The following is a 24,187-nucleotide window of genomic DNA, read 5'->3' as shown; positions in this document are numbered from 1 at the left end:
AAGGTGACGGTCAGTTGGCGATGGAGCGGGGGAAGGGTATGAGTCGAGTCAAAACAGATATGGAGCGACAGGATTCGTCTTCGGAACCACAGCGTGTCAGTCTGAAGGATATCGCTAAAGAGCTTGGCATATCCCAGACGGCTGTTTCGTTTGCGATCAATGACAAGCCTGGCGTCTCCAGGCGCACCAAGCGACGGGTCAAGGATGCAGCGGCCAGGCTTGGTTGGAGTCCTGTGTATGCGGCCCAGGCCCTGGGCTCCTCTCGTACCATGACCATTGGGTTTGCTCCAGCGCGATCGATAGATGCTTTCCAGACGGAAACTTTCATGTTGCATTTCATGGCTGGAATTCATGCATCCCTCAGCGATCACGGGTATGGCCTTTTGTTTCGGCCCTGCCGTTCCTTGGAGGAGGAATTAACAACATACGAGGATTGGGCTCGACGCAAAAGAGTTGACGGGGTCATCCTCGTGGATTCGTTGATTGACGATCCGAGACCGGGCAGACTCAAGGCTCTGGGAATGCCGGCCGTCTTGGCGGGTGGTCCCGATACCCATCATGAACTGCCTTCACTCTCGATTGATGATTCCAAAACCATGACCACTATTCTCAAACATCTGAGATCTCAAGGCCATAGGCGAATTGCTTACCTTTCCGGAGATCCAAAGTTGGATTACAGCAGGGCTAGGGCCTCAGCATTCCATCATTTTGCGCAAGGTAATGGCCTGGATTCAGCTATAGTCAAATTCACGGATTTCGATCCTGATGAAGCCGTAAACCAGACATTATCGTTGTTTTCGGGCGCGCACCCTTATACAGCGTTTATCTATGAGAATGAAATTCTGGCGGCTGCAAGCCTGCGATCCCTAAATATGCGTCGTTCGGATGACGCCGCCGTGGATCTTCCAGCTAGGACTGATGCGCTGCCGGGTATCGTCAGTTTCGAGGACAGCTTCATCTGTCAGTCCACCAGCCCATCGATAACCGCAGTACATCGTGATGCAGGGCTTTACGGTACAAAGGTCGCCAATCTGCTGTTGAAGGTCTTCGACGGCGGTGCGGTTAGCAGCAACCGCCGAATTCTGACCCCCAAGCTGGTCATCCGTGAGAGCACGGCACGTCCAGTGCGATGAAATCCGTGACAACTGCCGGTAAGTCTGTGCTATGGCACCGGTATCATGGTCGAATGTGAGCGTAAACAGTCATACCTGTGAAACGTCTGCTGCCAAGGCCACCGAGGAGGATGGAGTCGTCATGTTCATACCACGTTATTACGAGGATCCAGCCACACTGCATGTGGGAACCGAGCCCAACCGTGCCTACTTCGTGCCGGCCAGCGCCCCCATGGACACGCGTGGCGACCTGCGAAGGCGCTCTGATCGGTATCTGGATCTGGATGGAAACTGGGACTTTCGCTATTACGCCAGCATCGACCAGCTGGACGCCGAGGTTCAGTCAGCCAACGAGGCTAAGGATCCGGTCTTTTTCGAAGCCGACTACAGCCCTACTCGGGATGCGGGCCAAGGGGTATACCAGCCCATCCATGTGCCAGGAGTCTGGCAGACCCAGGGCTATGACAACCCCCAGTACACCAACGTGCGTTATCCGTTCCCATACGATCCACCTAGGGTGCCTGCCGACAATCCCTGCGGCATATACCTGCGCGCTTTCGACTACGAGCCTGATTCCTCGGCGCCCCGAGCCTTGCTCAATTTTGAGGGGGTGGACTCCTGCTTCTACCTCTGGGTCAACGGGGATCTGATCGGCTACAGCCAGGTCTCCCACGCCACCAGCGAGTTCGATGTGACCGACCACCTGCGGCCGGGCCGCAACCAGCTGGCCGTTCTGGTGCTCAAGTGGTGCGATGGCAGCTATCTGGAGGATCAGGACAAGTTCCGGATGAGTGGCATCTTCCGCGATGTCTACATCCTGCGTCGACCCAAGGCACGTCTGCGTGACTGGTTCGTCCACACCGACCTGGACGAGGACATGAGTCATGCCAAGGTGACCCTGGACTTGGATCCGACCGGCGTATCGGGCCAGAACGATGCTGCTATTGATGTCCAGGCTCTGCTGGCCGACCCCGATGGGGTGGAGGTGGCCCGGGCCGAGCTGACAGGTTGCAAGGAGCCTGCGCAATTTGTCCTGAAAGTCAGCCATCCTCGCCTCTGGAATGCTGAGGATCCTGAACTCTACCGGCTGACGCTGACGACTAGGTCCAGCGCATCTGACACCGGCGATTCTGCTGAGTCCATGCCGGGGGAGCATCCCGACGAGGTCATCACCGAGTACATCGGTCTTCGCACCATCAGTGTGGACGGCCAGGTGGTCAGGGTCAACGGCAGCCCCATCAAGATTCATGGGGTCAACCGCCATGACGGGGATCCACGCACCGGCTTTGCCATCAATCAGGAGCAGATCATGCGCGACCTGACTCTGATGAAAGAACACAACGTCAATGCCATCCGCACATCCCATTATCCCAACAGCCCCCAGTATTACGCCCTCTACGACCAGCTGGGCTTCTACCTGATCGCCGAGGCCGACCTGGAGACCCACGGCATCGAGACCCTCTACCATAGTCCGGACTGGAAAGAACCCGATTACTGGAATGGCCGCATCGCTGACGAGCCGCGCTTCACCAAGGCTATCGTCGATCGGGTCCAGCGCAGCGTGGAGCGGGACAAGAACCATCCTTCGATTCTGATCTGGTCCATGGGCAACGAAAGCGGATACGGCTGCGGCATCGAGGCGGCTCTGGCCTGGACCAAGTCTCGGGACCCCTCCCGTCTGACTCACTACGAGTCGGCTATCCACGGTTCGCCCCGGAAGGATCTGGACTATAGCAATCTGGACATCACCTCAAGGATGTATCCCAGCATCAAGCAAATCAAGGATTACTTCACGCCGGAGGGTCCTCACGGCATCAGCAGCCACGGGGATGACGGGGACGGAGGCCGTCGGCCTTACTTCCTCTGTGAATACTGCCATGCCATGGGACTGGGCCCAGGGGATCTGGAGGACTACTTCCGGGTCATTCAGGCCTATCCAGGGCTTCTGGGTGGCTGCATCTGGGAGTGGGCCGACCATGCCATCGATCAGGGCAGGGACCGCAAGGGCCGTCGGATCTATGCCTATGGTGGCGACCACGGTGAGTACCCCCATGATGACAACTTCTGCATGGACGGCCTGGTCTACCCCGACCGGCGGCCTCACACTGGCCTCAAGGAGTTCAAGAACGTCTTTCGTCCGGCCCGTCTGGTCGGATACGATCCCCAGACCCGGCTGCTCACCCTGCACAACTATCTGGACTTCACCTTCTTGGATGAGTACCTGAGCCTGAAGTGGACCCTTCTGTGCGATGGGGAGCCGGTTGCCTCCGGAACGCTGGAGCTTGACCGAGGGACAGGCCTGCACATCGCCCCCCATGCCGAGGGCACCGTGGGTCTGCCGACGATGGATCCGCCCGAGAAGGGCCGTCTGACCCTGCTGGTGGAGTACGCTCTGGCCAAGGCCGATCCAGTGCTTCCGCAAGGGCATCTGCTCGGCTTCGATCAGCTTGAAGCTGCCGATATGGGAATGCCTGAACGTCCCAATGGCGTGGCCAGGGTCATCAGTTCCGATCCCGGCAGCGGAGCCCGGGGCGCCCACCGGCCGGTGGTCAGGCAGACTGATGCCCGCTTCGATGTGGAGGGGGCTGATTGGCGCTACATCTTCAACCGCCGTACCGGCATGGTGGAATCAATGAGCGTCGACAACCGTTCGCTCTTGACCGCCCCTATGGAGATCAACCTCTGGCGGGCGCCCACCGACAATGATGCCACCATCAAGCAGGAATGGCGCAAGGCCGAATACGACCGTGCTAGTACCAGGGCCCTATCCTGCCAGCTGCAGACTGATCAGGAACGGGGGTTGACCATAATTAAAGCTGAACTGTCCTTGGTGGCACCTTTCATTCAGCCCATGGGCAGCATCCTTGCCACCTGGACACTGAGCGACCAGGGTGGGCTGGATCTGAAGATGGAACTGCACCGTGATCCTGAGTTCCCCTATCTGCCCCGGTTCGGCCTGCGGCTCTTCCTGCCCAAGAGCCTGCAGCGGGTCACCTACTGCGGCTATGGGCCCTTTGAAAGCTACCGGGACATGCACCGTGCCAGCCACTACGGCGTTTTCCGCAACACTGCGTCAGGCATGGTAGAGCACTACCTGCGTCCCCAGGAGAACGGCTCCCATTATGGCTGCGACTACGTCCTGGTGGAGGATGACCGTTCCCTGCTGCAGGCAGCGGGGGATGGGCCCATCAGCTTCAACTGTTCCCCCTACACCCAGGAGGAGCTGACCGCCAAGGGGCACGACCACGAGCTGGAGGAGTGCGGCTCGACCGTACTCTGCCTGGACTATGCAACAAGCGGCGTAGGCTCCAACAGCTGTGGACCCGAGCTGGATCCCGCTTACCGCTTGGATGAAACCGATCTGGTCTTCGGACTGCACCTGCGGGTCCGTTCCAAGTGACCAAGGCTGGCGGGGCCTTTCATCCCCGCCAGCGTAGATACTGCTGGTAGACCTGCTCGCAGGGGGCTCCCGTCAGCGTGGTGTCGATGTTCACCGACCAGACGGGGGGCTCCTCTTCTCCAGTCAGAGCCCAGGCTGCCTGGCGGGCTGCACCGATGGCCACATACTCGTCCGGCCGTGGCAACTGCACATCCATGCCTAGGATTCCTGGGGCATAGGCTCTGACCGCTGGAGACTTGGCGCCGCCGCCGACCAGGAGAATTCTGGAGACCGTGGTGCCCAGCCGTTTCAGCAGCTCCAGACAGTCGCGTTGGGAGCAGAGCAGTCCTTCCACGAATGCTCTGGCCAGGTTGGTGCGCGTGGTGTTGGCCAGGGTCAGTCCCTCCAGTCTGGCGTGGGCATCAGGGCGGTTGGGGGTGCGCTCGCCGTCGAAGTAGGGGATCAGAGTGATTCCTTCGGCCCCCGGCGAGGACTTCTCCGCCAGCTCGGCCAGACCGTCATAATCCGTCCCGAGAGCGGCCAGACCTGCGTCCAGGATGCGTGACGCGTTGATGGTGCAGGCCAGGGGCAGCCAGTGGCCGGTGGCATCCGCGAATCCGGTCACCGAGGCGCTCATGTCATAGGCGGGAACCGGGCTGACCGCTGCAGCGACACCCGAGGTTCCCAGGGAGATGGAGACGTCGCCCACCTGCATAGCCAGGCCCAGCGCCGTCATGGCGTTGTCGCCGCCGCCCGGTGCGATGATGCAGCCGCCTGGTACATCTCTGCCGGCGATGCGTGGGTCAGCCTTGGCTCCGACCTGGTGGGGGCCAAGGACCTTAGGCAGAATCACACGCTCGGCCATGCCCTCGGGCAGGGCCATGTCCAGCAGGTCACGCCGGTAGCAGTCAGCGGCAGGATCGTAGTAGCCCGTGCCGGAGGCATCCGAGCGATCGGTGAAAAGGTCTTCCAGCCCTGGTCCGGTCTCCGGGTCGGCTGCGGGGCCATGACCGGCGATGACCCAGCTCAGCCAGTCGTGGGGGAGGCATATGGCTGCGATAGCCCTGGCATTATCCGGCTCCACTCTGCTGACCCAGGCCACTTTGGTGATGGTCAGCGAGGCAACGGGGGAGGAGCCCACAGCCCGCACCCAGGCTTGTTTGCCGCGCATGGCCAGGTCCTGATCCGAGTTCGGGTCCTTGTTTGGCCCGTCGTTTTTCGTTTCGGTGCTTTCAGCTTCTCCGGTCTTGGACTTGGCTAGCCGGATGATGAGATTGTCGGCATCAGGAGCCGAACGCGTATCGTTCCAGAGCAAGGCATCCCTGATTACCTGCCCCTGGCGGTCCAGCAATACCATACCGTGCTGCTGGCCTCCCACGCTGATGGCTGAGACATCGTTCAGACCTCCTGCCTGGGCTGAAGCCTCCTGAAAGGCCTTCCACCAGGCCATGGGGTTGACGCTGGTGCCTGCCGGGTGTTGAGCCTTGCCGAAGCGGACCAGCCGACCGGTCCGGGCCTCGGTGACCCTCACCTTGCAGGACTGGGTCGATGTGTCCACTCCCGCCACCAGGATCTCATTCATGTCAGCCTCCTTGCTTTCCGGGCTCCGGTCATTGGAATACTCCATCATAGTATCTCAATTATTAAATCGATAAACTAAATGTCCTTGGTGTGGGCTCCTCAATTGCTGACCTGCCGTCAGATTGGAACGTAAGATATTGAAGAGGCCTAGAATTTAGCGGGTCTGTGTTCGTTCATGAAAGGTTGTTGAACCGTGACTGCCCTGCGCTCTATCAATCAGGATGATCTGAGGAACCACAACCTCTCGGTCATCATCGATACCATTCTGCGGTCGCCTACCTCGCTCAGCAGGGCGGATCTGGCCAAGGCCACCGGGCTGACCAAGGCCACCATGTCGCTCCTGGCGGGGCTCCTGCTCAGGAATCGGGTGGTGCGCGAGGAGGAGCCTGAGACCTCGCAGAGCAACCACGGACGACCCAGCACCCCGCTGTCCATCGCACACGGGCGCTGGGCCGGCCTGGGCTTGCAGATCAATACCGACGGCTACGGCTGTCTGGCCATGGATCTGGATGGGACCCTAATCGATTCAGCCTGGGTCAAGGACGATATGCACGAGGCGGAGCCTGATCAGGTCTTCACCAACTTGGAAAAGCTGGCCAAGCCCATCGAACGTAAGTTGTCACGTCGCCATTACCATACAGTGGGTTCGGGCCTGGCCCTGCCCGGTCTGGTCGGCGGCGACACCACCCTGCTTATGGCCCGCAATCTGGGATGGGAACGTCTGGATTTGCAGGACTTCCCCCTGGTTCGCCGTCTGGCCCCCCGAGTGGGCAACGAGGCGCGTCTGGCAGCCCTCGCACAGATTCCCGGCTACGCTGCCCAGCGTCCCGCTGACGGGCATGAGGGACCGCTTTCACCCACAGACTCTTTTATCTACATTTCAACTGACATAGGTATAGGCGGGGCTGTGGTGCGCCGCGGAGCCGTGGAGACAGGGGATCACGGGTTCGCTGGCGAATTGGGACATGCCTCGGTGGATCTGAACGGGCCCACTTGCCGTTGCGGTCGCCGTGGGTGCCTGGAAACCTATGCCGGGCGCAGGGCTCTGGTTGAGGCAGCCGGCATCGCCACCGGAGCCGAGGCGGTCACGCCCCAGGCCATGGAGGAACTCTACCAGCGCTGGCAGCAGGGAGACGCCAAGGCCGTTGATGCCATTGACCGTGGGCTCGATGCCATGATCTCGGTCATCGCCTCTGCCATCAACATTGTGGATGTGGATACGGTCATCCTGGGGGGATTCTGGTCGCACTTCGGGGGAAATCTGGCCCAACGTCTGCAGGATCGTCTCAATCAGCTGACGCTAGGTCGGGATGCCGTGGACATCCGTGTGCTCATCCCCACCCAGGCCGATTATCCGGCCCTCAAGGGAGCAGCGCTGGTAGGTCTGCGCCGCTTCATCGACGATCCGCTGGATTTCTTCGAGGACTGAGTTGCCAAGGCCTGAGCCGTGCAAGGGTTCAATGACCAACCTAGGATTGGTCGGAATTGGCGGGCAGCTGTCTGCCACCGACCTTGAAGAGGGCATGGGCATCTCCGCCATGCAGGCGTTTCAGATAGGTTCGGGCCCGAGCCATGCGTTCCACAGTAGTCCGGGCCAGCGGGTCTGGGAGTTGATTGGAGTCGAACCAGCCGACTGACAGGCTTTCCTCGTCACCGACATAGGGGTCGGCATTGCCGTTGGGGTCAGGCCGGCAGATGAATAGATGATCCATGTACATGGTCCGGTCACCGTTGGCATAAGTAACCACCTGCCGGGAGGATGTGACCGCTGCCAGGTCAGAGACGATCACATCCACTCCGGTTTCCTCCTTGACCTCGCGGACCACGGTGTCGGCCGGGTCCTCGCCGGGTTCGTTGATCCCGTAGACCAGGGCCCACTGGCCGGTGTCAGAACGCCGACCCAGCAGGACGCGGCCCTGGCCGTCAGTGACGAAAGCCGTCACGCCGTTCAGCCAAAGCAGGTCATGGCCTATGGACCGGCGCAGTCTGAGCACGAAGTCAGGGGTGGGCATGTATCAGTCCCGGTCCGGATCAGCCAGAGCGGCCCGCTCCGCCATCCAGGCCTCCACCTCTTCCACGGTCTTGGGAATGCCTGCAGACAGCCACTGGGGCCCCTGTTCGGTCATGAGCACGTCGTCCTCTACGCGCACGCCGATGCCGCGGAACTCCGGAGGTACCAGCAGGTCGTTCTCCTTGAAGTAGAGTCCAGGCTCGATGGTGAAGATCATCCCAGGGGCGATGGGGGCACCCTGGTAGGACTCGTACCTGGCCTCCGCGCAGTCGTGCACGTCCAGGCCCAGGTGGTGGGCGCATCCGCAGGCGTGCCAGCGGCGGTGCTGCTGGCCTTGCGGGGAGAGCGACTCCTCCACACTGACCTTGAGGATGCCCCACTCGTGCAGCGTTTCGGCCAGCACCCGCATGATGGCATGGTGGATGTCCGAGTAGGTGGCGCCGGGCTTAGCGGCTTCGAAGCCGGCCTGCTGGGCCTTGAGCACGGTCTGGTAGATCCGCTTCTGCAGGGGGCTGAAGGTGCCGCTTACAGGGAAGGTGCGGGTGATGTCAGCCGTGTAGAGGCTGTTGACCTCCACGCCCGCATCGATCAGGAGCAGGTCGCCCTTCTGGACTGTCCCATCGTTGCGCATCCAGTGCAGGATCGGGGCGTGCTTGCCCGAGGCGATGATGGAACCGTAGCCCACGTCGTTGCCCTTCTCACGGGCGTTTGCGTTGAAGACACCCTCCAGCATCCGCTCGGAACGGGGCTTACCTACCACTTGAGGCAGATGGGTCAGGATCCGGTCGAACCCGTCCTTGGTGGCCGCTATGGCCTTGCGCAGCTCGTTTACCTCATAGTCGTCCTTGATCATACGGGCCTCTGAGGTGAACTCTTCGAGCTTGTCGTCGGCTTCCTCATTGCGGTCCGGACCGCCGATGCCGTTGGCCTTGCGGGCGGCCTCCACCTGGTTCAGGACCTCCTGGTCTGCAGTACGGATCACACGCAGCTTGACCGCTCCCTGGTCCGGGCCCAGATCCTTGGCGATGGCATCAGGGAAGGAGGCAATGTCCTTGGTGGGGATGCCGGTCATGACGGCCAGCTCCCGCAGACCGGCCCGGGGACCCACCCAGTACTCTCCGTACTGAGCGGACCGATAGTAGTCGCGGGTGGACTGATCGGCCCGGGGGTGGACGAAGAGCTCAGGGGTATGGGTCAGGCCCTTGGCGGCCTCAGGACTGTCAGGGTCCACCGGGTCCAGGACCAGGATGGCTCCGGGTTCGTAGTCCTCGCCCAGACCCGTGTAGTAGGCGAAGGTGGTGTCTGGGCGGAAGGCGTAGTCGTTGTCGTTGTTTCGGGTCTTGTAGGAACCAGCGGGGATGACCAGGCGCTCACCGGGGAAACGCCGGCCCAGCTCACGCAGGCGGCGCTCGGTGTATTTGCTGGATTCCAATGGCTCGATCTGGGGCTCCTGGGCCTGCCAACCGGTGGTCATGAACTTCTGGAAGGCGGGGGAGTTGGGTCGCAGGGTTCGGTTGTTCACCCGGTCGTCCATGTTCTGCTCATCCAGGTCCACGTTCTTGGGATCGGTGTCTCCTTGTAAATGCTCCTGTGCGGATGCGGTCACGTCCGGCCTCCTTGAAATTTCGGTTCTTACTATGTTGGTTCCATGGTAGTGCGTTTGGCCGATGTGACAGTCGGCTGTTTCGGCCTTCAATCGGGGTCGGTCGCGCATAGAATAGGCGGGAAGCATCCACAGCCAGCAGGAGGCGTAGGCAGAATATGTCATTCGAACACCCCAATAGCAAGGGTCAGAATATTCGCGATGTCGAACGGGCCATCATGGCGCGTCCCGCTGAGCATGACAGCCCCAATCTGGACTTGGACAGAATGGGGATGATGCTGGACCTGCTGGGCCACCCTGAGCACAGCTTCCGGGTCATCCATGTCACCGGGACTAACGGCAAGGGATCCACCGCGCGGATGGCCGAGGCTCTGGTGAGGGCCTACGGTCTGCGCACCGGGCTCTATACATCGCCCCACCTGGAGCGGATCAATGAGCGGATCGCCATCGACGGCAAGGAGCTCTCAGACGAGGACTTCGTAGACCTTTACCAGCAGATCGAGGATTTCATCGCCATGGTGGACGACCGCTTCGCTCAGAAGGGCAGGGCTCCCATGAGCTTCTTCGAGGTCCTGACCGCCATGGCTGTCTGGGCCTTCGCTGATGCCCCCGTGGATGTGGCCATTGTCGAGGTGGGGATGGGCGGCCGCTGGGATGCCACCAACGTCCTCGATGGCGATGCCTCCATCATCGGGCCGGTGGACATGGACCACATGCAGTGGCTCGGAGATACGGTCGAGCAGATAGCAGGGGAGAAGGCCGGGATCATCAAGCCCAAGTCCACGGTCATCGTCGGCGCCCAGCCTCATGAGGATGCCGTCATGCCCATCATCGAGCAGGCTGTGCGCGAGCAGGGTGCCCCCACTCTGCTGAGGGACGGCAACGAGCTGGAGGTGGTCTCCCGCATGCCCGCAGTGGGTGGTCAAGTGGCCACCTTGCGCACACCCCAGGGGCTCTACAAGGATGTGCCCATCGACAAGTTCGGGGAGCACCAGGCCCACAACGCCTTGGCAGCCCTGGCGGCAGCCGAGACGGTCATCCCCGTTAACGGGGCCCTGGACCAGGATCTGGTGGCCGAGGCCTTAAGTCAGGTGCGCATTCCTGGACGGATCGAACAGGTGCGCACCTCGCCCACCATCATCATCGATGGCGGACACAACTTGAACGCGGCCCAGTCCCTGCGTGCAGCCATCGAGGAGAACTATGACTTCAAGCAGCTGGTGGGCGTGATCTCCATGATGGCCGACAAACAGGTGGAGGATTATCTGGGCATACTGGAGCCCGTGCTGGACAGCGTCGTGGTAACCGAGAACTCTTGGAAGGGCCGGGTCATGCCGGCCGAGGATTTGGAGCGGGTCGCCGTACGGGTCTTCGGAACCGACAGGGTGGTCCGGCGCGACCGGATGCCCGATGCCATCCAGACGGCCGTCGACATGGTCGACAGCGAGGATCAGACCGGCGTGGGCTATGGCCGTGGGGTGCTGATCTGTGGCAGCTTCGTCACCGCCGGCGATGCCCGCACCCTGCTGGCCGAGCGTCCCAACCCCGATCTGGCCAAGCCTAAGGCGGAGCGCGCCTGATGTATCTCAAGGAGCTGACCCTCAAGGGCTTCAAGTCCTTCGCCTCGGCTACCACCCTGCGCTTCGAGCCGGGCATCACCGCTGTGGTGGGCCCCAACGGATCAGGCAAATCCAACATAGTCGACGCTTTGGCTTGGGTCATGGGCGAGCAGGGGGCCAAAAGCCTGCGCGGCGGATCCATGGAGGACGTTATCTTCGCAGGCACCTCCTCCAGGCCGCCGCTGGGCCGGGCGCAGGTCACCCTGACCATCGACAACACCGATCGGACCTTGGATATCGACTACACCGAGGTCACCATCAGCCGGACCATCTACCGCAACGGCGGGTCCGAATACGCCATCAACGGTTCCGACTGCCGCCTGCTTGACATCCAGGAGCTGCTCAGCGACACCGGGCTAGGGCAGCAGATGCACGTGATCGTCGGCCAGGGGCGGCTGGATGCCATCCTGCGGGCTGATCCCGCCGGCCATCGGGCTTTCATCGAGGAGGCGGCCGGCATCCTCAAGCACCGCAAGCGCAAGGAACGGGCCCTGCACAAGCTGGCCAACACCGAGGCCAACCTTTCCCGTCTGGATGATCTGATTGGCGAGATTCATCGGCAGTTGGGACCGCTGGGTCGCCAGGCCAAGGTCTCCCGCCGGGCAGACATGATCCAGGTCAGTATGCGGGACGCCCAGGCTCGTATCCATGCCGATGATGCTCTGACTTCGCAGAAAAAGCTGGAGGATCTGCGCTCGCAGATGGTTGAGACCCGGGGGCGGCTGGCCAGGGGACAGGAGGACCTGACCAGGGTCAAGCTGCGCATCGAACAGCTGGAGGGGTTGGATAGGCAGTCCAGTCCGGCCCTGGATGCGGTCAACCAGCAGTGGAATGACCTGACCAAGCTCGGTGAGCGTGCCGGGTCCCTGGCATCCCTGGCCAGGGAGCGCAGCCGTTCGCTGGAGGCGGGCATGGTGGCCGATCAGGGTCAGGATCCTGGGGTGCTCAGGCGGCGGGCTGACGAGCTCAAGGGCCAGGCCGACCAGGAGGAGGGCCGGGTCGGAGCCGACCGGATCGCCCTGGATGGCTGCGTTCAAGCCCGTGCGGATCTGGAGCGGCGGCTGGCCGCTCACCGGCAGACCATGACCGAGCTGCGGCAGGCTGCCAGGAAGCGACAGGCTCGGCTTGGTGACCTGGCGCAGTTGGTGGCCAAGGAGGAATCGGCCCTGGAACTTTCCAGGCAGCGTGAGCGCGACCTGACCCGCCAGCAGAGTCAGGTCAGGGAAGGCCTGGAGCGTGCTAGAAACCGGGTGCGGGACCTGGATAATCAGGAGGAAAACCCTGAGCAGGACGGCAGACAGGCCCTGGATCAGGCGGGTCAGGTCAGGGACCAGGCCCGCAGCAGACTCAACGATCTTCAGGAGCGGGAACGTCGAATTCAGTCCGATGCCATCTCTGCTCAGGCCAAGGCTGATGCCTTGGCGGACACGCTGGACCATCGCGGCGCCGGCGAGGCCCTGTCCCAGGCCGGGGATCCGGCCCTGCTGGGCCTGCTGACCGACTTCGTCCGAGTACAGGACGGCTGGGAGGAGCCTCTGGCCCAGGCCCTGCATGACTATGCCTCGGCCCTGGTGGCCAAGGATGAGCAGACGGTCGACCAGATCCTGGAGCGGGCCCGTCAGGATCGCTTGGGACGCGCCGCGCTGATCTCGGCATCAGGCCCGATCAAGGGCGCAGGCGTAAGGCCTGGTGACGGCCCATGGCGGTCGGCCGCTGATCTGGTAACCCTGCGGGAACATCCTGCCGATCCTGACCGGGCCCAGGGGGTGCTGGATGCTGTCCGCAGTCTGCTGGCCGCTACAGCTGCCGTCGATGACGTTGATCAGGCCCATCATGCCCTGGAAGACGGATGGCAACAGGCGCTGACTCGCCTGGGCGACCTCTACGACCGGGTAGGCGCCGTAGGCGGATCCGCTCCAGCCACCAGTGATTTGGCGCTGACCGCGCGTAAGGATAAGGCCCTGGCGCAGGTGGAGGCCCTCCAGGAGGAATCCAAAACACTGCAGCCTCAGATGGAAGCGGCACGTGCCGTCCTTGAGCAGGCAGAGCAGAAGCTTCAGGAGGCGCGCAACCAGTGCACTGAGGCCCGGGTCAAGGCCGAGCAGGCCGCCCGGGAGCTGGCGGCAGCCCGCAAGGAGTCTGATCGAGCCCAGGCCGGAGTCAAGGATCTGGATGATCGGCTGGCCCAGGTGCGCGACCAGGTGCGCACCCACGAACTCAAACTGGAAGATCTCAAGACCGGCCTGGCCCGTGCCCAGGAGGACGGGGAGTCTGACTCTGATGACCCGGAGGGCATGGAAGACCGGCAACATGAATTGGAGACGGCTCTGGACCAGGCCCGCACCGCCGAGATGGAAGCCAAGCTGACCTGGACCGAGAGCGATCGGCGGCATGCCTCCCTGCTGCGTCAGATCGATCTGCTGCGGGATCAGGCCGAGCAGGCCGAACGCCGTCGTCAGCGAATAGGTGAGGAGAATCGTCGGCGCAAGGCTGGCATGGCTTCCCTGGGGCTGATCGCTCTCAGGGCAGACCTGCTGGCCCAGCTGATCAAGGAGAGGATGGAGCGTGTTGCCCGCCGCCGGGATCAGCTCAGGGCCAAGGCCTCGGCCCATGACAAGGAACTGACAGATCTGCGTGCCAGCAGGGACGCTCTGGAACCCAAGGTGGCCGGTCTGCGCCAGGATGAGCACGGTCTGGACCTGGAGCGGGAGCGTCTGGCAGGTGAAGATGGTCGTCTGCGTCAGCGCATCCAGGATGACCTGGGCATGGAGCCGGAGGAACTGATCCGCGAATACGGCCCAGATCATCCGGTTCCCGTCCTGGATGACGATGGCAACCCGGTGCCCCTGGACCAGGAGGGGATGGGCGAAGATGGGGATTTGCCAGCTTTCAAAACAGTGCCCTACCAGCGCAGTGAGCAGGAGAAACGGCTGGCCAAGGCCAAGCGGGACCTGGCGGCCCTGGGCAAGGTCAACCCGCTGGCCACCGAGGAATACGAGGCTCTAGAGTCCCGCAACCGCTACTTGCACGAGCAGCGTCAGGATGTAATAGGTTCACGGGATGACCTGATGGCCTTGGTCAAGGATCTGGATTCGACCATGGTCACAGTCTTCAAGGAGGCCTTTGACGACACCGCCCAGGCTTTCGAGCGTGTCTTCGCTACCCTCTTCCCAGGCGGGCGCGGGCGACTGCGGCTGGAGGATCCGGACGACCTGCTGACCACCGGCGTTCTGGTCGAGGCCAGCCCGGCCGGCAAGAAGGTCCGCAGGTTATCCCTGCTTTCGGGTGGAGAGCGGTCGCTGACAGCCTTGGCTCTGCTTCTGGCCATCTTCACGGCCCGGCCCAGCCCCTTCTATGTCATGGACGAGGTCGAGGCCGCCCTGGACGACGTGAACCTGACCAGGCTGCTCAAGGCCTTCGAGCAGCTGCGGGAGCATGCCCAGCTGATCATCATCACCCACCAGCAGCGGACCATGGGCATCGCTGACGCTCTCTATGGGGTCACCATGCGGGGTGACGGGGTGACGGCCGTCATCTCTCAGCGGCTGAAGGATCCGGATCGTTCAGGTCGCGAAGAGTCCGAGCCCGATCAAGGTTGACCTGTGTCAGGACCGCCTGAGAGTCCACGATGGGCCGCTGCGGCATGGCGGGATCCTTCTCTGCCCTGTATGACCGGCTGGAATTCTTTGATTTATTTGAAACCACCTGCCAGGTGGCTGTGCGTCCCGTTCTGCCACGGGGCATCGGATTTCCGTCTTAGGGGCTTGTCGGGATAGTCATCCTCGGGCTGTTCCGGTGGCTCCCAGATTGTAGCTTTTCGTACCCAGCAGGCGAGCTACCACATGGTCGTCGCCCTCATAGGGCACGTGGCTGCCGTCCTTCTTGATCCAGCGTTCCTCGCCTTTGCCGATGACCAGGGTGACGCGTAAACGGTCCCTTGGCTGGCCTGGATCCCCTACGGCCTGCTTGATGGCCTGGGTCCTGTCCGGCTCGATGCTGACATCCAGGTTCGGATTGGTCACGAAGCCCAGCATCTGCTGGTCCACCTGGTCCGAGCTCTCTCCGTCCTCATCGTCGGCGGTCAGGATCAGGCGATCGACACGGTCCTGAGCGGCGCTGACGATGCCCTCCCTGCGATCGATGGCCTTTCCGCCAGCGGAACCGGAAACCAGAGTAATCAGGGGTTTACGCTCGCCGTAGCGCTCATCTACAAAATTCAGAAGAGCTGTGACCGAGGCCTTGTTGTGGGCGTAGTCGACGTAAACCACCCGGTTGTCGGCCTTGAAGCGTTCCATCCTGCCGGCGATTCTGACGTTCCCCATGGCCTGGATGGCTCCGGAATCAGGCTCCAGACCCAGACGGGTCAGCATGGCCAGGGCGGCGGCCGCGTTCAAGGCGTTGAAATCCCCGTCCATGGACAGACTGACCGGTCGCAGGGCTCCGTCGGAGGGCCCTATCAGGTAGTCGTCGCCCTCACCGGGAGCCTTGCGGACCAGGAAGTCGGCCTGTCGGGTTCCATCGCCGAAGGTGGTCACTGGAACTCCGGCGGCGCGGGCATCCTGACGGATCAGGTCGGCTCCGCGCGCATCGGCTCCCAGGACCAGCTGCCGGCTGTTGTAGGTTATGCGGCGCTTGCAGTAGAAATAGTCCTCAAAACTGGGATGCTCGATGGGGCTGATGTGGTCTGGGGAGATGTTCAGGAATGCTCCCAGATCGAAGGTCAGCCCATAGACCCGGTCCACCTTGTAGGCCTGGGAGGAGACCTCCATGACCATGTAGCGCATGCCCGCATCCACCGCATGGCGCATCATGCGGAAGAGGTCCAGCGACTCGGGGGTGGTCAACTGGGATTCCTGATAGTGTCGGCCGTCCAGGCAGTTGTCCACCGAGGAGAGCAGGGCGGCGTGGCCCCCGGAGAGCCTGGAGAGCATGGCCTGCAGGAAGTAGGCAGTGGTGGTCTTGCCCTTGGTGCCGGTGATTCCCACCAGGGTCAGCCGGTCCTGGGGACGGCCATAGAAGGCTGAGGCCAGCAGGCTCATGGATTTGCGCACGTCGTTGACGATGATACCCGGAGCTTTGGTGTGTGCGGACAGGTCCTGCTGGGCCACGTAGGCCGCCGGTCCTTCAGGGCCGCAGGAATCCAGATATTCAGGCAGGAAGTGTCCCTTGCAGAAGAGCAGGCTGCCAGGTCCCGCCTGACGGGTGTCGTAGGTGACATCGGTGAAAGGCCTGGATGGCTGGATATCCTTGGGCGAATCCAAAGTCCACCGGTCGCCTTGGATCACCTCGCGCAGTTGATCATGTTCGTGCAGTAGCTCCAAGGTCGAAGCCATCGTCAGCGCCATGCCGTCTTCCCCCTTGTCCGTTGGGTTGTGCCTGTCCCGATAGGAGATCTGACCGAGACCAGACCCAAGTCTATAACCCCGTTGAGGCCGAAGAAGGCGGGTCCGGCGACCCTTTGACTGAATGGTCAAATGCGGGTAGCCGCTCATCATGACCGCCCCTTGCTCTGCATTTCCAGGCAGAGGCCAGTGGACGTCAGGGCCGGGGTCAGAGCCAGGTGTCAGTGACCGGTCGGCGCCCTTGTGAGATCAGGTGCTGGTTGAACTGGTCCCGCCACTTGGCCTGTGCCTGCCGCTGCCAGTCCATAAGGGAGTCCATGGTGATTCGGGCCACCTGGGGGAAGAGGGTGGTCATGGGCTTGATCAGATCCACGGCCGCCACCGTATCCGCCGTGGCATTGTGGAAGTTGCCATGGGGGATGACGCCGTAGTACTCGCTGGTCATTCCCAGGGTGCGGCGGCCCGACCGGTGGGAGATCTCCCTGTCCAGGACCAGAGGGTCCACCACCAGCAGATTCCCCTCGCTCAGGGGCTTGACTGACCCTGCGCACCAGTGGGCGATGTCCCCGTCCAGCATCTGCACGTCGAAGGGGGCGTTGTAGGCCAGCAGGGGGATGCGCTTGTTCTGGGCGCGGGCGATGAATCCGGCCATCTGCTCGGTGGCCAGCTCAGGCTCCATGCCCTCAGTGGCCAGCTGATCATCGGTGAACCCGTTGACCCTGCTGGCCCCCTTGCTGATATGCCGATGCGGATTGACTATCCAGGTGGCTACTACATCCCCTGCGTAGCCCTTGGTCGGGTCACGCAGAACCAGACTGGCCGAAACAATGCCGTCCTTGCCTGGTTTGGTGCCCGTGGTCTCGGTGTCGAACCCCAGAAGCCAGGAGTCCCCTAGGCGTGTCGACCCCTCCTGTTGCGGGGCTGACTGAAGCGCCTGCTCCATGCTTGTGTACTCGGTGTTTTCCATAAGCGTGATTTCTCCTCAGTCTTTATGGTAACCGAGGAGCGACCGGCCCGCGACCGGGTCGGAGCCGCGACGGGCGAGGGGGGATGGCACAATAGGGGGTGTGGCAGATACCAGCAAACTCGAAAGCAGAAAACGTCAATTCGAGGCCCTGGCCATGCCTGCGGTCGATGTGCTTTACCGACAGGCCATGCGCCTAACCAACAACCCCGACGATGCCCAGGATCTGGTTCAGGATACTTTCGAGCGCGGATTCAAGGCCTTCGACCGCTTCCAACCCGGCAGCAATTTCGAGGCCTGGATGACCACCATCGAGCGCAACGCCTACTTCAATCAGTATCACAAGGCCAAGCGGCGTCCGCAAAGGGCCAACGACTCGACTGGCGAGTACAACGACTGGGATATTTATTCGGCATCGGAGCACGGGTCCGAAGGGCTCAAATCCGCTGAGCAGGAATACATGGAGACCTTCGCCCCCGAGGAGATCATGGCCGCGCTGAATCGGCTCAGTCCGGAACGCCGGCGGGTCTTCATCGACGCTGCCATCGATGGCAAGAGCTACCAACAGGTCGCCGACGAGGAGGGCATCAAGATCGGCACAGTCATGAGCCGACTGAATCGTGCGCGCTCGCAGTTACGCCAGGAGCTGGAGCGGTATGCCAAGGAGCGTGGCTACCAGCAGGAGCGCGGGGCTGCAGGCAAGCCCTCAGCGGAACGCCATGGACCTGTTGAGGTCAGGCCTAGTATAAAAAAAGAGATCAGCAGCAAGGGGCATTGAGGGCCCCCGAAGATCGGGTATCAGGAAGTGGGCAGGAGCATGGACGGACGCGTGGAGATGAGTCACTACGCATACGATGACGGCGGCTCTGTCAGGGTGACCCACACCAGCCTTCGCATCTACCAGGATGCCTCCTGCGTTGATCCTAGCGACTGCTTCGATCCGGATTCCTGCTGCGACGAGCGGGAGCGCATGGTCATCGAGGAGTTGCGTCGGTATCTGCGTCCCGAATGCGCTCCGGACTGCCTGCTGGACCGGCTCAGGCACATGTTCGATCAGATGGATGAACTGGAGCAGGGGACCACGGAACGCACTACGGACAAGTAGATTCAGTTAGGTAGATCCCGTCGATTCCTTGGCGGTACGACGGTTCTATCCGACTGTTCAGGCTATTGCAGGGATCATGGCCATGCTTATGCAGCCATGGTTTTTTTTTTATGTATATATGCAAAACCCCGGCACCGTTGGTGCCGGGGCAGACGATCAGGTGTTCGGCCTCTTGCCGTGATTGGCGGCCTTCTTGCGGCGATCCCTGCGCTTGCGTCCGCGCATGCCCATGATTGGACTCCTTTGCTTCTGATGAACCTATAAGCCTTGCCGATTATCGCACACCGGGCTGACCTTTGTCGACCAACCAGGCTGTTCAGACCTCTTGTGCCCGGTAACCCACCTGGGTGGTGTAGACGGCTGCAGGCTGCAGAATGACCAGATTCCGACCAGTTCTGAAGGCGTTGGCGTAGGCGGTCATGGGCTCCACGGCAACACCGGCCGGGCGCATGCCCGCGTCAAAGCCGGTTCCAGTGCAGACCTGCCATGAGGTGATGGTCTCATCGCCCCAGAGCTGAATTCGGATGCCGTCCGGCCTGGTGAACCAGGCCGAGCAAGTGCCGTCGTCGTCCCGCTCCACATCAGTCCAGGCATCGTCGAAGTCCGCATCCTCACCCAGCGCAGGGCCCTGGCGCAGATCTGTTCGCCCTTGGACGGGTTCGGTACCGGTGGGCAGCAGCCTGTCGGGATCGACCACCACGTGGGTGCGGCAGGGAATGGACAGGGTGCAGGGAGCGTTGTCTTTCTGAATCTGGTCACCTACGCCCTGTTTGCCGTTGGCTAGCCAGGGGTGGATGCCGAAGGCCCAGGGTGCAGCATCATCGCCCAGGTTCAGAGCCCGGGTGGTCATGGTCAGCCCCTGGTCGTCCAGGGTGTAGGTGACGGTGACAACCACGTCGAAGGGGTATCCGCCCATGTCTGGCACCCGCCAGGAGAGGCTGACGGAGTCCTCGGTCAGGGCTTGCAGCCGCCAGTAGGCCCGGTATCCGTAGCCGTGAATGGCGGTGTTCCGGTCATGCTCGTCGATGGGCAGGGTGTAGGTGTGGCCCTGGAATTCGTAGGTGCCATCCTCGATCCGGTTGGGGAAGGGTACCAGCACGTTCCCGTTGCTGCAGGGTACGGTTCCATTCGGGTCAAATGAGGCCAGCAGGTCTTTTCCCCGGTATTTCAGGACACGCAGGATGGCTCCCAGCTCGGTCACCACCGCCTCGTAGTCCCCATGACGGATGCTGTACTGCTGTCCTGTCCGGGGCACGGCCCCGCCCATCATCTCGTTCGTATGCATGCTCCCACTTCCATAGTGCCGTTGATGCTTGGTACGCCACCATCCTAGCGCCTGGGCGGTCTTGGCTTCTTGGTGAAAGAGTGGCGAATGGACTATCGGGGGCCGCTTTGGCTTTCTACCATGGATTTGCAGCGTCCGGAACCGTCCGGATTGACATCGATAAGGAGCGGCAGTGGCAGGATTTCGGACCACCGTGTGCGAACAGCCGATCCCGCAGGGACATGGCCGGGTCATCCTTGCTGATCCGCGCGGGTTCTGCGCGGGGGTGGACCGTGCCATTCAGACTGTGCAGACCATCTTGGATGCGGACAACCCCCACCATGGTCTGCCCCCGGTCTATGTGCGCCGGCAGATAGTCCACAACCGGCATGTGGTCGAGGACCTGTCCCGGAGAGGGGCTGTGTTCGTGGACGAGCTGGACCAGATTCCCGATCAGGCTGTCCGTGCCGGGGTTCCCGTGGTCTTTTCGGCCCATGGAATCGCCCCCTCGGTCGTCAAGGAGGCCCAGCGGCGGGGGATGCGCGTGGTCGATGCCTCATGCCCCCTGGTCAGCAAGGTCCACCGGGAAGTCCAGCGTTTCGTCCGGGACGGCTACTCGATCATTTACATAGGCCACCGGGGGCACGACGAGGCTATTGGAGTCATGGGGGAGGCACCTGACCGGGTTCATCTGGTGGAGCATGAGGCCGATATCGAGGCTTTGGACTTCGGTCCGGACACGCCGCTGGTCATGCTGACCCAGACCACACTGAGCCTGGATGAGACCGCCGATCTGGCTGCGGCCCTGCGTCGACGCTTTCCCTGGATAGAGGAGCCGCCGGGTTCCGACATCTGCTACGCCACCCAGAACAGGCAACAGGCGGTCAAGCTGGTGGCCGGTCAGGCGGACTGCATGATTGTAGTGGGGTCGGCCAACTCCTCCAATTCGGTTCGTCTGGTCGAGGTGGCGCGTCAGGCCTTGGATGCGCGCTTTCCTGGTCAGGGTGAGCAGAGGGCCCACCGGGTCGACGATGCGGGAGAGCTGGACCCGACCTGGCTGCAGGGCATGGACTCGGTAGGGCTTACCTCGGGTGCTTCGGTTCCAGAAAACCTGGTTCAGGGGGTGCTGGAAACCCTGGCATCCCGAGGATTCACCCGGGTAACCCGAGAACGAGCAGTCGACGAGCACATGCACTTCGTCCTGCCTGCTGCCCTGCGCTCAACACGCGCGTCCAAGAAGATTCCACAGCCGCAGGGCTGAGCCCCAGCGCTAAAATCTCTCAGTCAGCGGCTAGAGGTGCGGTCTTGGCCTTGAGAACCCGTATCAAATCCCTCGGGTCCAGACCCAGGCTGATCCCGCGCTTGCCGCCGGAGACCATAATGGTGTCGAACTCCAGGGCACCTTGGTCCAGCACAGTCAGGTGTTGGGTCCGTTGGCCGAAGGGCGAGATGCCGCCCAAGACATATCCGCTCTCCCGCTCGGCCTGGGCCTTGTCGGCCATACGAGCCTTTTTGGCACCCACGGCAGCTGCCAGGTGCTTGAGGTTCAGATGGCCGGTCACCGGTACAATGCCGATGACCCGCTCCTTACCCGTGTCGGCCATCAGGGTCTTGTAGACCATGCGCGGATCCAGGCCCAGTTTTTTGGCTGCCTCGATGCCGTACCCCTGGTCCATGTGGTCGGCATTGTGATGATACTCGTGGACGGTGAAGGGAACCCCCAGACGCTCCAGCTGGGCCATGGCCGGAGTCGCGGCATCCGAGTCCACCCGCTTCTTCTTGCTCATGGCTCCATGCTAAGGTACTGACCGTTTGCGTAGGCTTAGGGGTGTCTTTGGTGCGATCTCGCGGAAAGGGTAGTCCATGACCGCTGTCAATGCCTGGTTGCTCGATGCGGTGACGGGCGGATGGGGGCTGGCCGTGCTTTTCCTGGCAGCTTTTCTGGATGCGCTGATCATTCCCATACCTACAGAGCTTATGGTCCTGGCCACGGCTTCGGCCTTTCGAGCCTCGGGGCGACCCCTTCCCATCCTGGTCTTTCTGGTTTGCGCCCTGGCCTTTGCGGGCGGCGATGCCTGCACTTATGGGCTGGGGCGACTTGTCCCGTTGAATCGTCTAGCCGTCTTTCGGGGTGCCGCAGGCAAGGCTGTGACATCATGGGCCCACCGGGCGCTACTGCAGGGAGGCGGCTTCTTCACACTGGCCTCGCGGTTCGTGCCCTCGGGCCGGACCGTGGTAAATCTGACTGCCGGTGCGGCGCGATATCCGTTGACCCGTTATCTGCCCCTGGCTGCACTGGCTGGTCTGCTCTGGTCCATCTATATGTGGACCCTGGGGTATCTGGCCGCCTCTTGGCTGGAAAACAACCCTCTGGCCGTCATGGCCATCGGGTTTCTGGTGGGCATGGTCGTCGGCCTGGTTTGCGACCTGGCCATGCGGGCGCTCACCCGGAGGCGCTGATTATAAGCAAGGGGTCCGCCCCCGAAGGGAACGGACCCCGAAATCGCTATGGCCGGAAGAACCGGCCGGATGCTCAGTCGCCCAGCTTGGCGAAGTAGAGCAGGGTGCGGATCATGTTGCTGGTGAATCCGTACTCGTTGTCATAGAAGGCAACGGTGCGGACCATCTGATCGTCACCGTAGGTGTTGACATCGGTCTGCGTGGGATCGAAGATGCCACCGTGGGTGTCGCCGATCACATCGGAGGAGACGATGCCCTCGTCGTTGTAGCCGAAATAGTCCTTGCCCTCGAAGGCCTTCTTGGCGGTGTCGTTGATCTCGTCGACGGTGACCTTCTTGTTCAGGATGCAGAACAGTTCGGTGACGGAGCCGGAGGGAACGGCCACACGCTGTGCATGTCCCTGCAGCTTGCCGTCGACGGAGGGAACGACCTTGCCAATGGCCTTGGCGGCACCGGTGGAGTGCTCGATGGTGTTGAGGGCAGCGGCGCGGGTGTTGCGCGGCTTGTTGCCCTTGGGGCCGTCCAGCAGCATCTGGGAGCCGGTGTAGGCGTGGATGGTGGTCATGTAGCCGATGCGGATGCCGAAGTTGTCATCCAGCATCTTGACCATGGCGGCCAGGGATCCGGTGGTGCAGGAGCCGGCGGAGATGATCTTGTCGGAAGGCTTCAGGGTCTCCTCGTTGACGCCGTAGACCACGGTGGGCGTGGTGTCGTCCTTGGCAGGAGCGGAGATCAGAACCTTCTTGGCTCCGGCGTTCAGGTGGGCCTGGGACTTCTCAGAGGAGGTGTAGAAGCCGGTGCACTCCAGCACGTAGTCCACGCCGTCGTTCTTGACCCAGGGGATGTTGTTGGCATCCTTCTCGGCATAGACCGGAATCTCCTTGCCGTCCACCACGATGGCGGTGTCGGTGGAGGTGACCGAGACATTGGTGCCGTCGTCGTGACGGAAGGTGCCCTGGGTGCTGTCGTACTTGAGCAGATAGGCCAGAATGGCCGGGGTGGTCAGATCGTTGATGGCGGCAACCTCGATGTTGGAGGCGTCGCCGCCACGGGCCTGGAGCTCAAAGATGCGCCGGAAGGCCAGACGACCGATACGTCCGAATCCGTTGATGCCAATCTTTACTGTCATTCAATTCTCCCTTGGAGATTGGCCGTATACAGCACAAAAATTACCGGACCGTATATGGCCGATTACTGATAACATCTCATAGTTTATAGAACCCTATGTACTTAAAGCAAGCGATTACGCGGGTTGTGCCGAGGAAAAAACGAACAAAAAAATTGGTAGGTTTTGTTGTTTGTTTGCGCAACAAAACGATCAGGAATTGTGAGAATTTTCGTTCGTATCGGCCAGCCAATCCTCCCACTGCTGCTGACGGAACCCGACCAGGACATGCCGGCCATCCAGCAGAATGGGACGCTTGACCAGCATGCCGTCGGTGGACAGCAGCTGCAGAGCCTGCTCCGTGTCCATCTGCGGCAGGCGTTTGCTCAGCCCCTGACTGCGATAAGCCTGACCTGAGGTGTTGAAGAATCGCCGGACGGGCAGGCCGCTCATGTCCAACCAAGCGGTCAGTTCATCCTGAGTGGGGCGGTCCTCCTTGATGTCGCGCTCGGTGAAGTCCACATTGTGGTCACGCAGCCAGGTGCGGGCCTTGGCGCAAGTGGAGCAGCGGCTGTAGCAGATGAAGAGCGGGTGCTCGGCTGTCGGGGTCGTTGGCTGCTTGGTTGATGATGCTGTCATAGA

Annotated in this window: 19 protein-coding genes; 9 read left to right on the top strand and 10 right to left on the bottom strand. The window is 61.9% G+C overall.

Translation table 11 applies throughout. The features are described from left to right. Positions 1-38: 38 nt before the first annotated feature. Together H3T90_RS02255 and H3T90_RS02250 are read left to right on the top strand one after the other, a co-directional pair. Positions 39-1,133 (top strand): LacI family DNA-binding transcriptional regulator, encoded by a 1,095-nt coding sequence (locus H3T90_RS02255; protein ID WP_232350488.1) that lies wholly within the window; start codon positions 39-41, stop codon positions 1,131-1,133. Between the two features lie 55 nt (positions 1,134-1,188). After that, a complete protein-coding gene (locus H3T90_RS02250; RefSeq protein WP_408610678.1) occupies positions 1,189-4,512 on the top strand; it encodes a glycoside hydrolase family 2 TIM barrel-domain containing protein in 3,324 nt (1,107 codons plus the stop codon). Between the two features lie 19 nt (positions 4,513-4,531). On the opposite strand, the gene H3T90_RS02245 is transcribed toward H3T90_RS02250, so the two are convergent. Then, a complete protein-coding gene (locus H3T90_RS02245) occupies positions 4,532-6,073 on the bottom strand; it encodes a xylulokinase (RefSeq protein ID WP_198229447.1) in 1,542 nt (513 codons plus the stop codon). Between the two features lie 192 nt (positions 6,074-6,265). Between H3T90_RS02245 and H3T90_RS02240 the strand changes: the two genes are divergently transcribed. Further along, complete coding sequence (locus H3T90_RS02240) at positions 6,266-7,501, top strand: ROK family protein (protein ID WP_198229446.1); 1,236 nt, start codon at positions 6,266-6,268, stop codon at positions 7,499-7,501. Between the two features lie 40 nt (positions 7,502-7,541). Here H3T90_RS02240 and H3T90_RS02235 read toward each other — a convergent pair whose 3' ends face one another. Beyond that, a complete protein-coding gene (locus H3T90_RS02235; protein ID WP_198229445.1) occupies positions 7,542-8,084 on the bottom strand; it encodes an NUDIX hydrolase in 543 nt (180 codons plus the stop codon). A 3-nt stretch (positions 8,085-8,087) separates the two neighbouring features. Further along, complete coding sequence (locus H3T90_RS02230) at positions 8,088-9,689, bottom strand: aminopeptidase P family protein (protein WP_046322722.1); 1,602 nt, start codon at positions 9,687-9,689, stop codon at positions 8,088-8,090. A gap of 155 nt (positions 9,690-9,844) precedes the next feature. Between H3T90_RS02230 and H3T90_RS02225 the strand changes: the two genes are divergently transcribed. Together H3T90_RS02225 and smc are read left to right on the top strand one after the other, a co-directional pair. After that, positions 9,845-11,266, top strand: a complete 1,422-nt coding sequence (locus H3T90_RS02225) for a bifunctional folylpolyglutamate synthase/dihydrofolate synthase (protein ID WP_198229444.1) — start codon at positions 9,845-9,847, stop codon at positions 11,264-11,266. Continuing rightward, positions 11,266-14,904: a chromosome segregation protein SMC gene (gene smc, locus H3T90_RS02220; RefSeq protein WP_198229443.1), complete on the top strand. Its 3,639-nt coding sequence runs from the start codon at positions 11,266-11,268 to the stop codon at positions 14,902-14,904. The genes H3T90_RS02225 and smc overlap by 1 nt, the downstream gene beginning before the upstream one ends. Positions 14,905-15,081: 177 nt before the next feature. Here smc and H3T90_RS02215 read toward each other — a convergent pair whose 3' ends face one another. After that, complete coding sequence (locus H3T90_RS02215; RefSeq protein WP_198229442.1) at positions 15,082-16,650, bottom strand: Mur ligase family protein; 1,569 nt, start codon at positions 16,648-16,650, stop codon at positions 15,082-15,084. Between the two features lie 205 nt (positions 16,651-16,855). Beyond that, complete coding sequence (locus H3T90_RS02210) at positions 16,856-17,614, bottom strand: exonuclease domain-containing protein (RefSeq protein ID WP_198229441.1); 759 nt, start codon at positions 17,612-17,614, stop codon at positions 16,856-16,858. Positions 17,615-17,768: 154 nt separating this feature from the next. On the opposite strand from H3T90_RS02210, the gene H3T90_RS02205 reads away from it, so the two are divergent. Both H3T90_RS02205 and H3T90_RS02200 read left to right on the top strand, forming a co-directional pair. Then, on the top strand, positions 17,769-18,389 hold the full coding sequence (locus H3T90_RS02205) for a sigma-70 family RNA polymerase sigma factor (RefSeq protein ID WP_046323714.1): 621 nt from the start codon (positions 17,769-17,771) through the stop codon (positions 18,387-18,389). A 39-nt stretch (positions 18,390-18,428) separates the two neighbouring features. After that, complete coding sequence (locus H3T90_RS02200; protein WP_232342039.1) at positions 18,429-18,716, top strand: hypothetical protein; 288 nt, start codon at positions 18,429-18,431, stop codon at positions 18,714-18,716. 156 nt (positions 18,717-18,872) lie between these two features. Here the strand turns inward: H3T90_RS02200 and H3T90_RS09080 are convergent, their stop codons facing one another. Both H3T90_RS09080 and H3T90_RS02195 read right to left on the bottom strand, forming a co-directional pair. After that, complete coding sequence (locus H3T90_RS09080) at positions 18,873-18,947, bottom strand: 50S ribosomal protein bL37 (RefSeq protein WP_099327425.1); 75 nt, start codon at positions 18,945-18,947, stop codon at positions 18,873-18,875. Between the two features lie 85 nt (positions 18,948-19,032). Then, positions 19,033-20,001, bottom strand: a complete 969-nt coding sequence (locus tag H3T90_RS02195) for an aldose 1-epimerase family protein (RefSeq protein ID WP_198229440.1) — start codon at positions 19,999-20,001, stop codon at positions 19,033-19,035. 172 nt (positions 20,002-20,173) lie between these two features. Between H3T90_RS02195 and H3T90_RS02190 the strand changes: the two genes are divergently transcribed. Beyond that, complete coding sequence (locus H3T90_RS02190) at positions 20,174-21,241, top strand: 4-hydroxy-3-methylbut-2-enyl diphosphate reductase (RefSeq protein WP_198229439.1); 1,068 nt, start codon at positions 20,174-20,176, stop codon at positions 21,239-21,241. A 19-nt stretch (positions 21,242-21,260) separates the two neighbouring features. Here H3T90_RS02190 and ybaK read toward each other — a convergent pair whose 3' ends face one another. Further along, a complete protein-coding gene (gene ybaK, locus H3T90_RS02185) occupies positions 21,261-21,767 on the bottom strand; it encodes a Cys-tRNA(Pro) deacylase (protein WP_198229438.1) in 507 nt (168 codons plus the stop codon). A gap of 76 nt (positions 21,768-21,843) precedes the next feature. On the opposite strand from ybaK, the gene H3T90_RS02180 reads away from it, so the two are divergent. Continuing rightward, positions 21,844-22,440, top strand: a complete 597-nt coding sequence (locus H3T90_RS02180) for a DedA family protein (protein WP_198229437.1) — start codon at positions 21,844-21,846, stop codon at positions 22,438-22,440. A 73-nt stretch (positions 22,441-22,513) separates the two neighbouring features. Here the strand turns inward: H3T90_RS02180 and gap are convergent, their stop codons facing one another. Next, positions 22,514-23,569 carry a type I glyceraldehyde-3-phosphate dehydrogenase gene (gene gap, locus H3T90_RS02175; protein ID WP_029677985.1) on the bottom strand — a complete coding sequence of 352 codons (1,056 nt, stop codon included), beginning with the start codon at positions 23,567-23,569 and terminating at the stop codon, positions 22,514-22,516. Positions 23,570-23,758: 189 nt separating this feature from the next. Continuing rightward, a complete protein-coding gene (locus H3T90_RS02170) occupies positions 23,759-24,184 on the bottom strand; it encodes an arsenate reductase family protein (protein ID WP_121913685.1) in 426 nt (141 codons plus the stop codon). Positions 24,185-24,187 lie beyond the last annotated feature (3 nt).

Source organism: Bifidobacterium polysaccharolyticum, from assembly GCF_016101585.1.
Classification (GTDB): domain Bacteria; phylum Actinomycetota; class Actinomycetes; order Actinomycetales; family Bifidobacteriaceae; genus Bombiscardovia; species Bombiscardovia polysaccharolytica.
This window is presented reverse-complemented; position numbering and strand designations above follow the sequence as displayed.

What these genes read in the sequence shown, in the direction of transcription:
- H3T90_RS02205 (WP_046323714.1), top strand. Translation starts at nt 17,769, where the DNA reads ATGCCTGCGGTCGATGTGCTTTACCGACAGGCCATGCGCCTAACCAAC.
- H3T90_RS02255 (WP_232350488.1), top strand. Translation starts at nt 39, where the DNA reads ATGAGTCGAGTCAAAACAGATATGGAGCGACAGGATTCGTCTTCGGAA.
- H3T90_RS02215 (WP_198229442.1), bottom strand. Translation starts at nt 16,650, where the DNA reads ATGGCGCTGACGATGGCTTCGACCTTGGAGCTACTGCACGAACATGAT.
- H3T90_RS02210 (WP_198229441.1), bottom strand. Translation starts at nt 17,614, where the DNA reads ATGGAAAACACCGAGTACACAAGCATGGAGCAGGCGCTTCAGTCAGCC.
- H3T90_RS02235 (WP_198229445.1), bottom strand. Translation starts at nt 8,084, where the DNA reads ATGCCCACCCCTGACTTCGTGCTCAGACTGCGCCGGTCCATAGGCCAT.
- smc (WP_198229443.1), top strand. Translation starts at nt 11,266, where the DNA reads ATGTATCTCAAGGAGCTGACCCTCAAGGGCTTCAAGTCCTTCGCCTCG.
- H3T90_RS02170 (WP_121913685.1), bottom strand. Translation starts at nt 24,184, where the DNA reads ATGACAGCATCATCAACCAAGCAGCCAACGACCCCGACAGCCGAGCAC.
- ybaK (WP_198229438.1), bottom strand. Translation starts at nt 21,767, where the DNA reads ATGAGCAAGAAGAAGCGGGTGGACTCGGATGCCGCGACTCCGGCCATG.
- H3T90_RS02225 (WP_198229444.1), top strand. Translation starts at nt 9,845, where the DNA reads ATGTCATTCGAACACCCCAATAGCAAGGGTCAGAATATTCGCGATGTC.
- H3T90_RS02245 (WP_198229447.1), bottom strand. Translation starts at nt 6,073, where the DNA reads ATGAATGAGATCCTGGTGGCGGGAGTGGACACATCGACCCAGTCCTGC.
- gap (WP_029677985.1), bottom strand. Translation starts at nt 23,569, where the DNA reads ATGACAGTAAAGATTGGCATCAACGGATTCGGACGTATCGGTCGTCTG.
- H3T90_RS02180 (WP_198229437.1), top strand. Translation starts at nt 21,844, where the DNA reads ATGACCGCTGTCAATGCCTGGTTGCTCGATGCGGTGACGGGCGGATGG.
- H3T90_RS02195 (WP_198229440.1), bottom strand. Translation starts at nt 20,001, where the DNA reads ATGCATACGAACGAGATGATGGGCGGGGCCGTGCCCCGGACAGGACAG.
- H3T90_RS02200 (WP_232342039.1), top strand. Translation starts at nt 18,429, where the DNA reads ATGGACGGACGCGTGGAGATGAGTCACTACGCATACGATGACGGCGGC.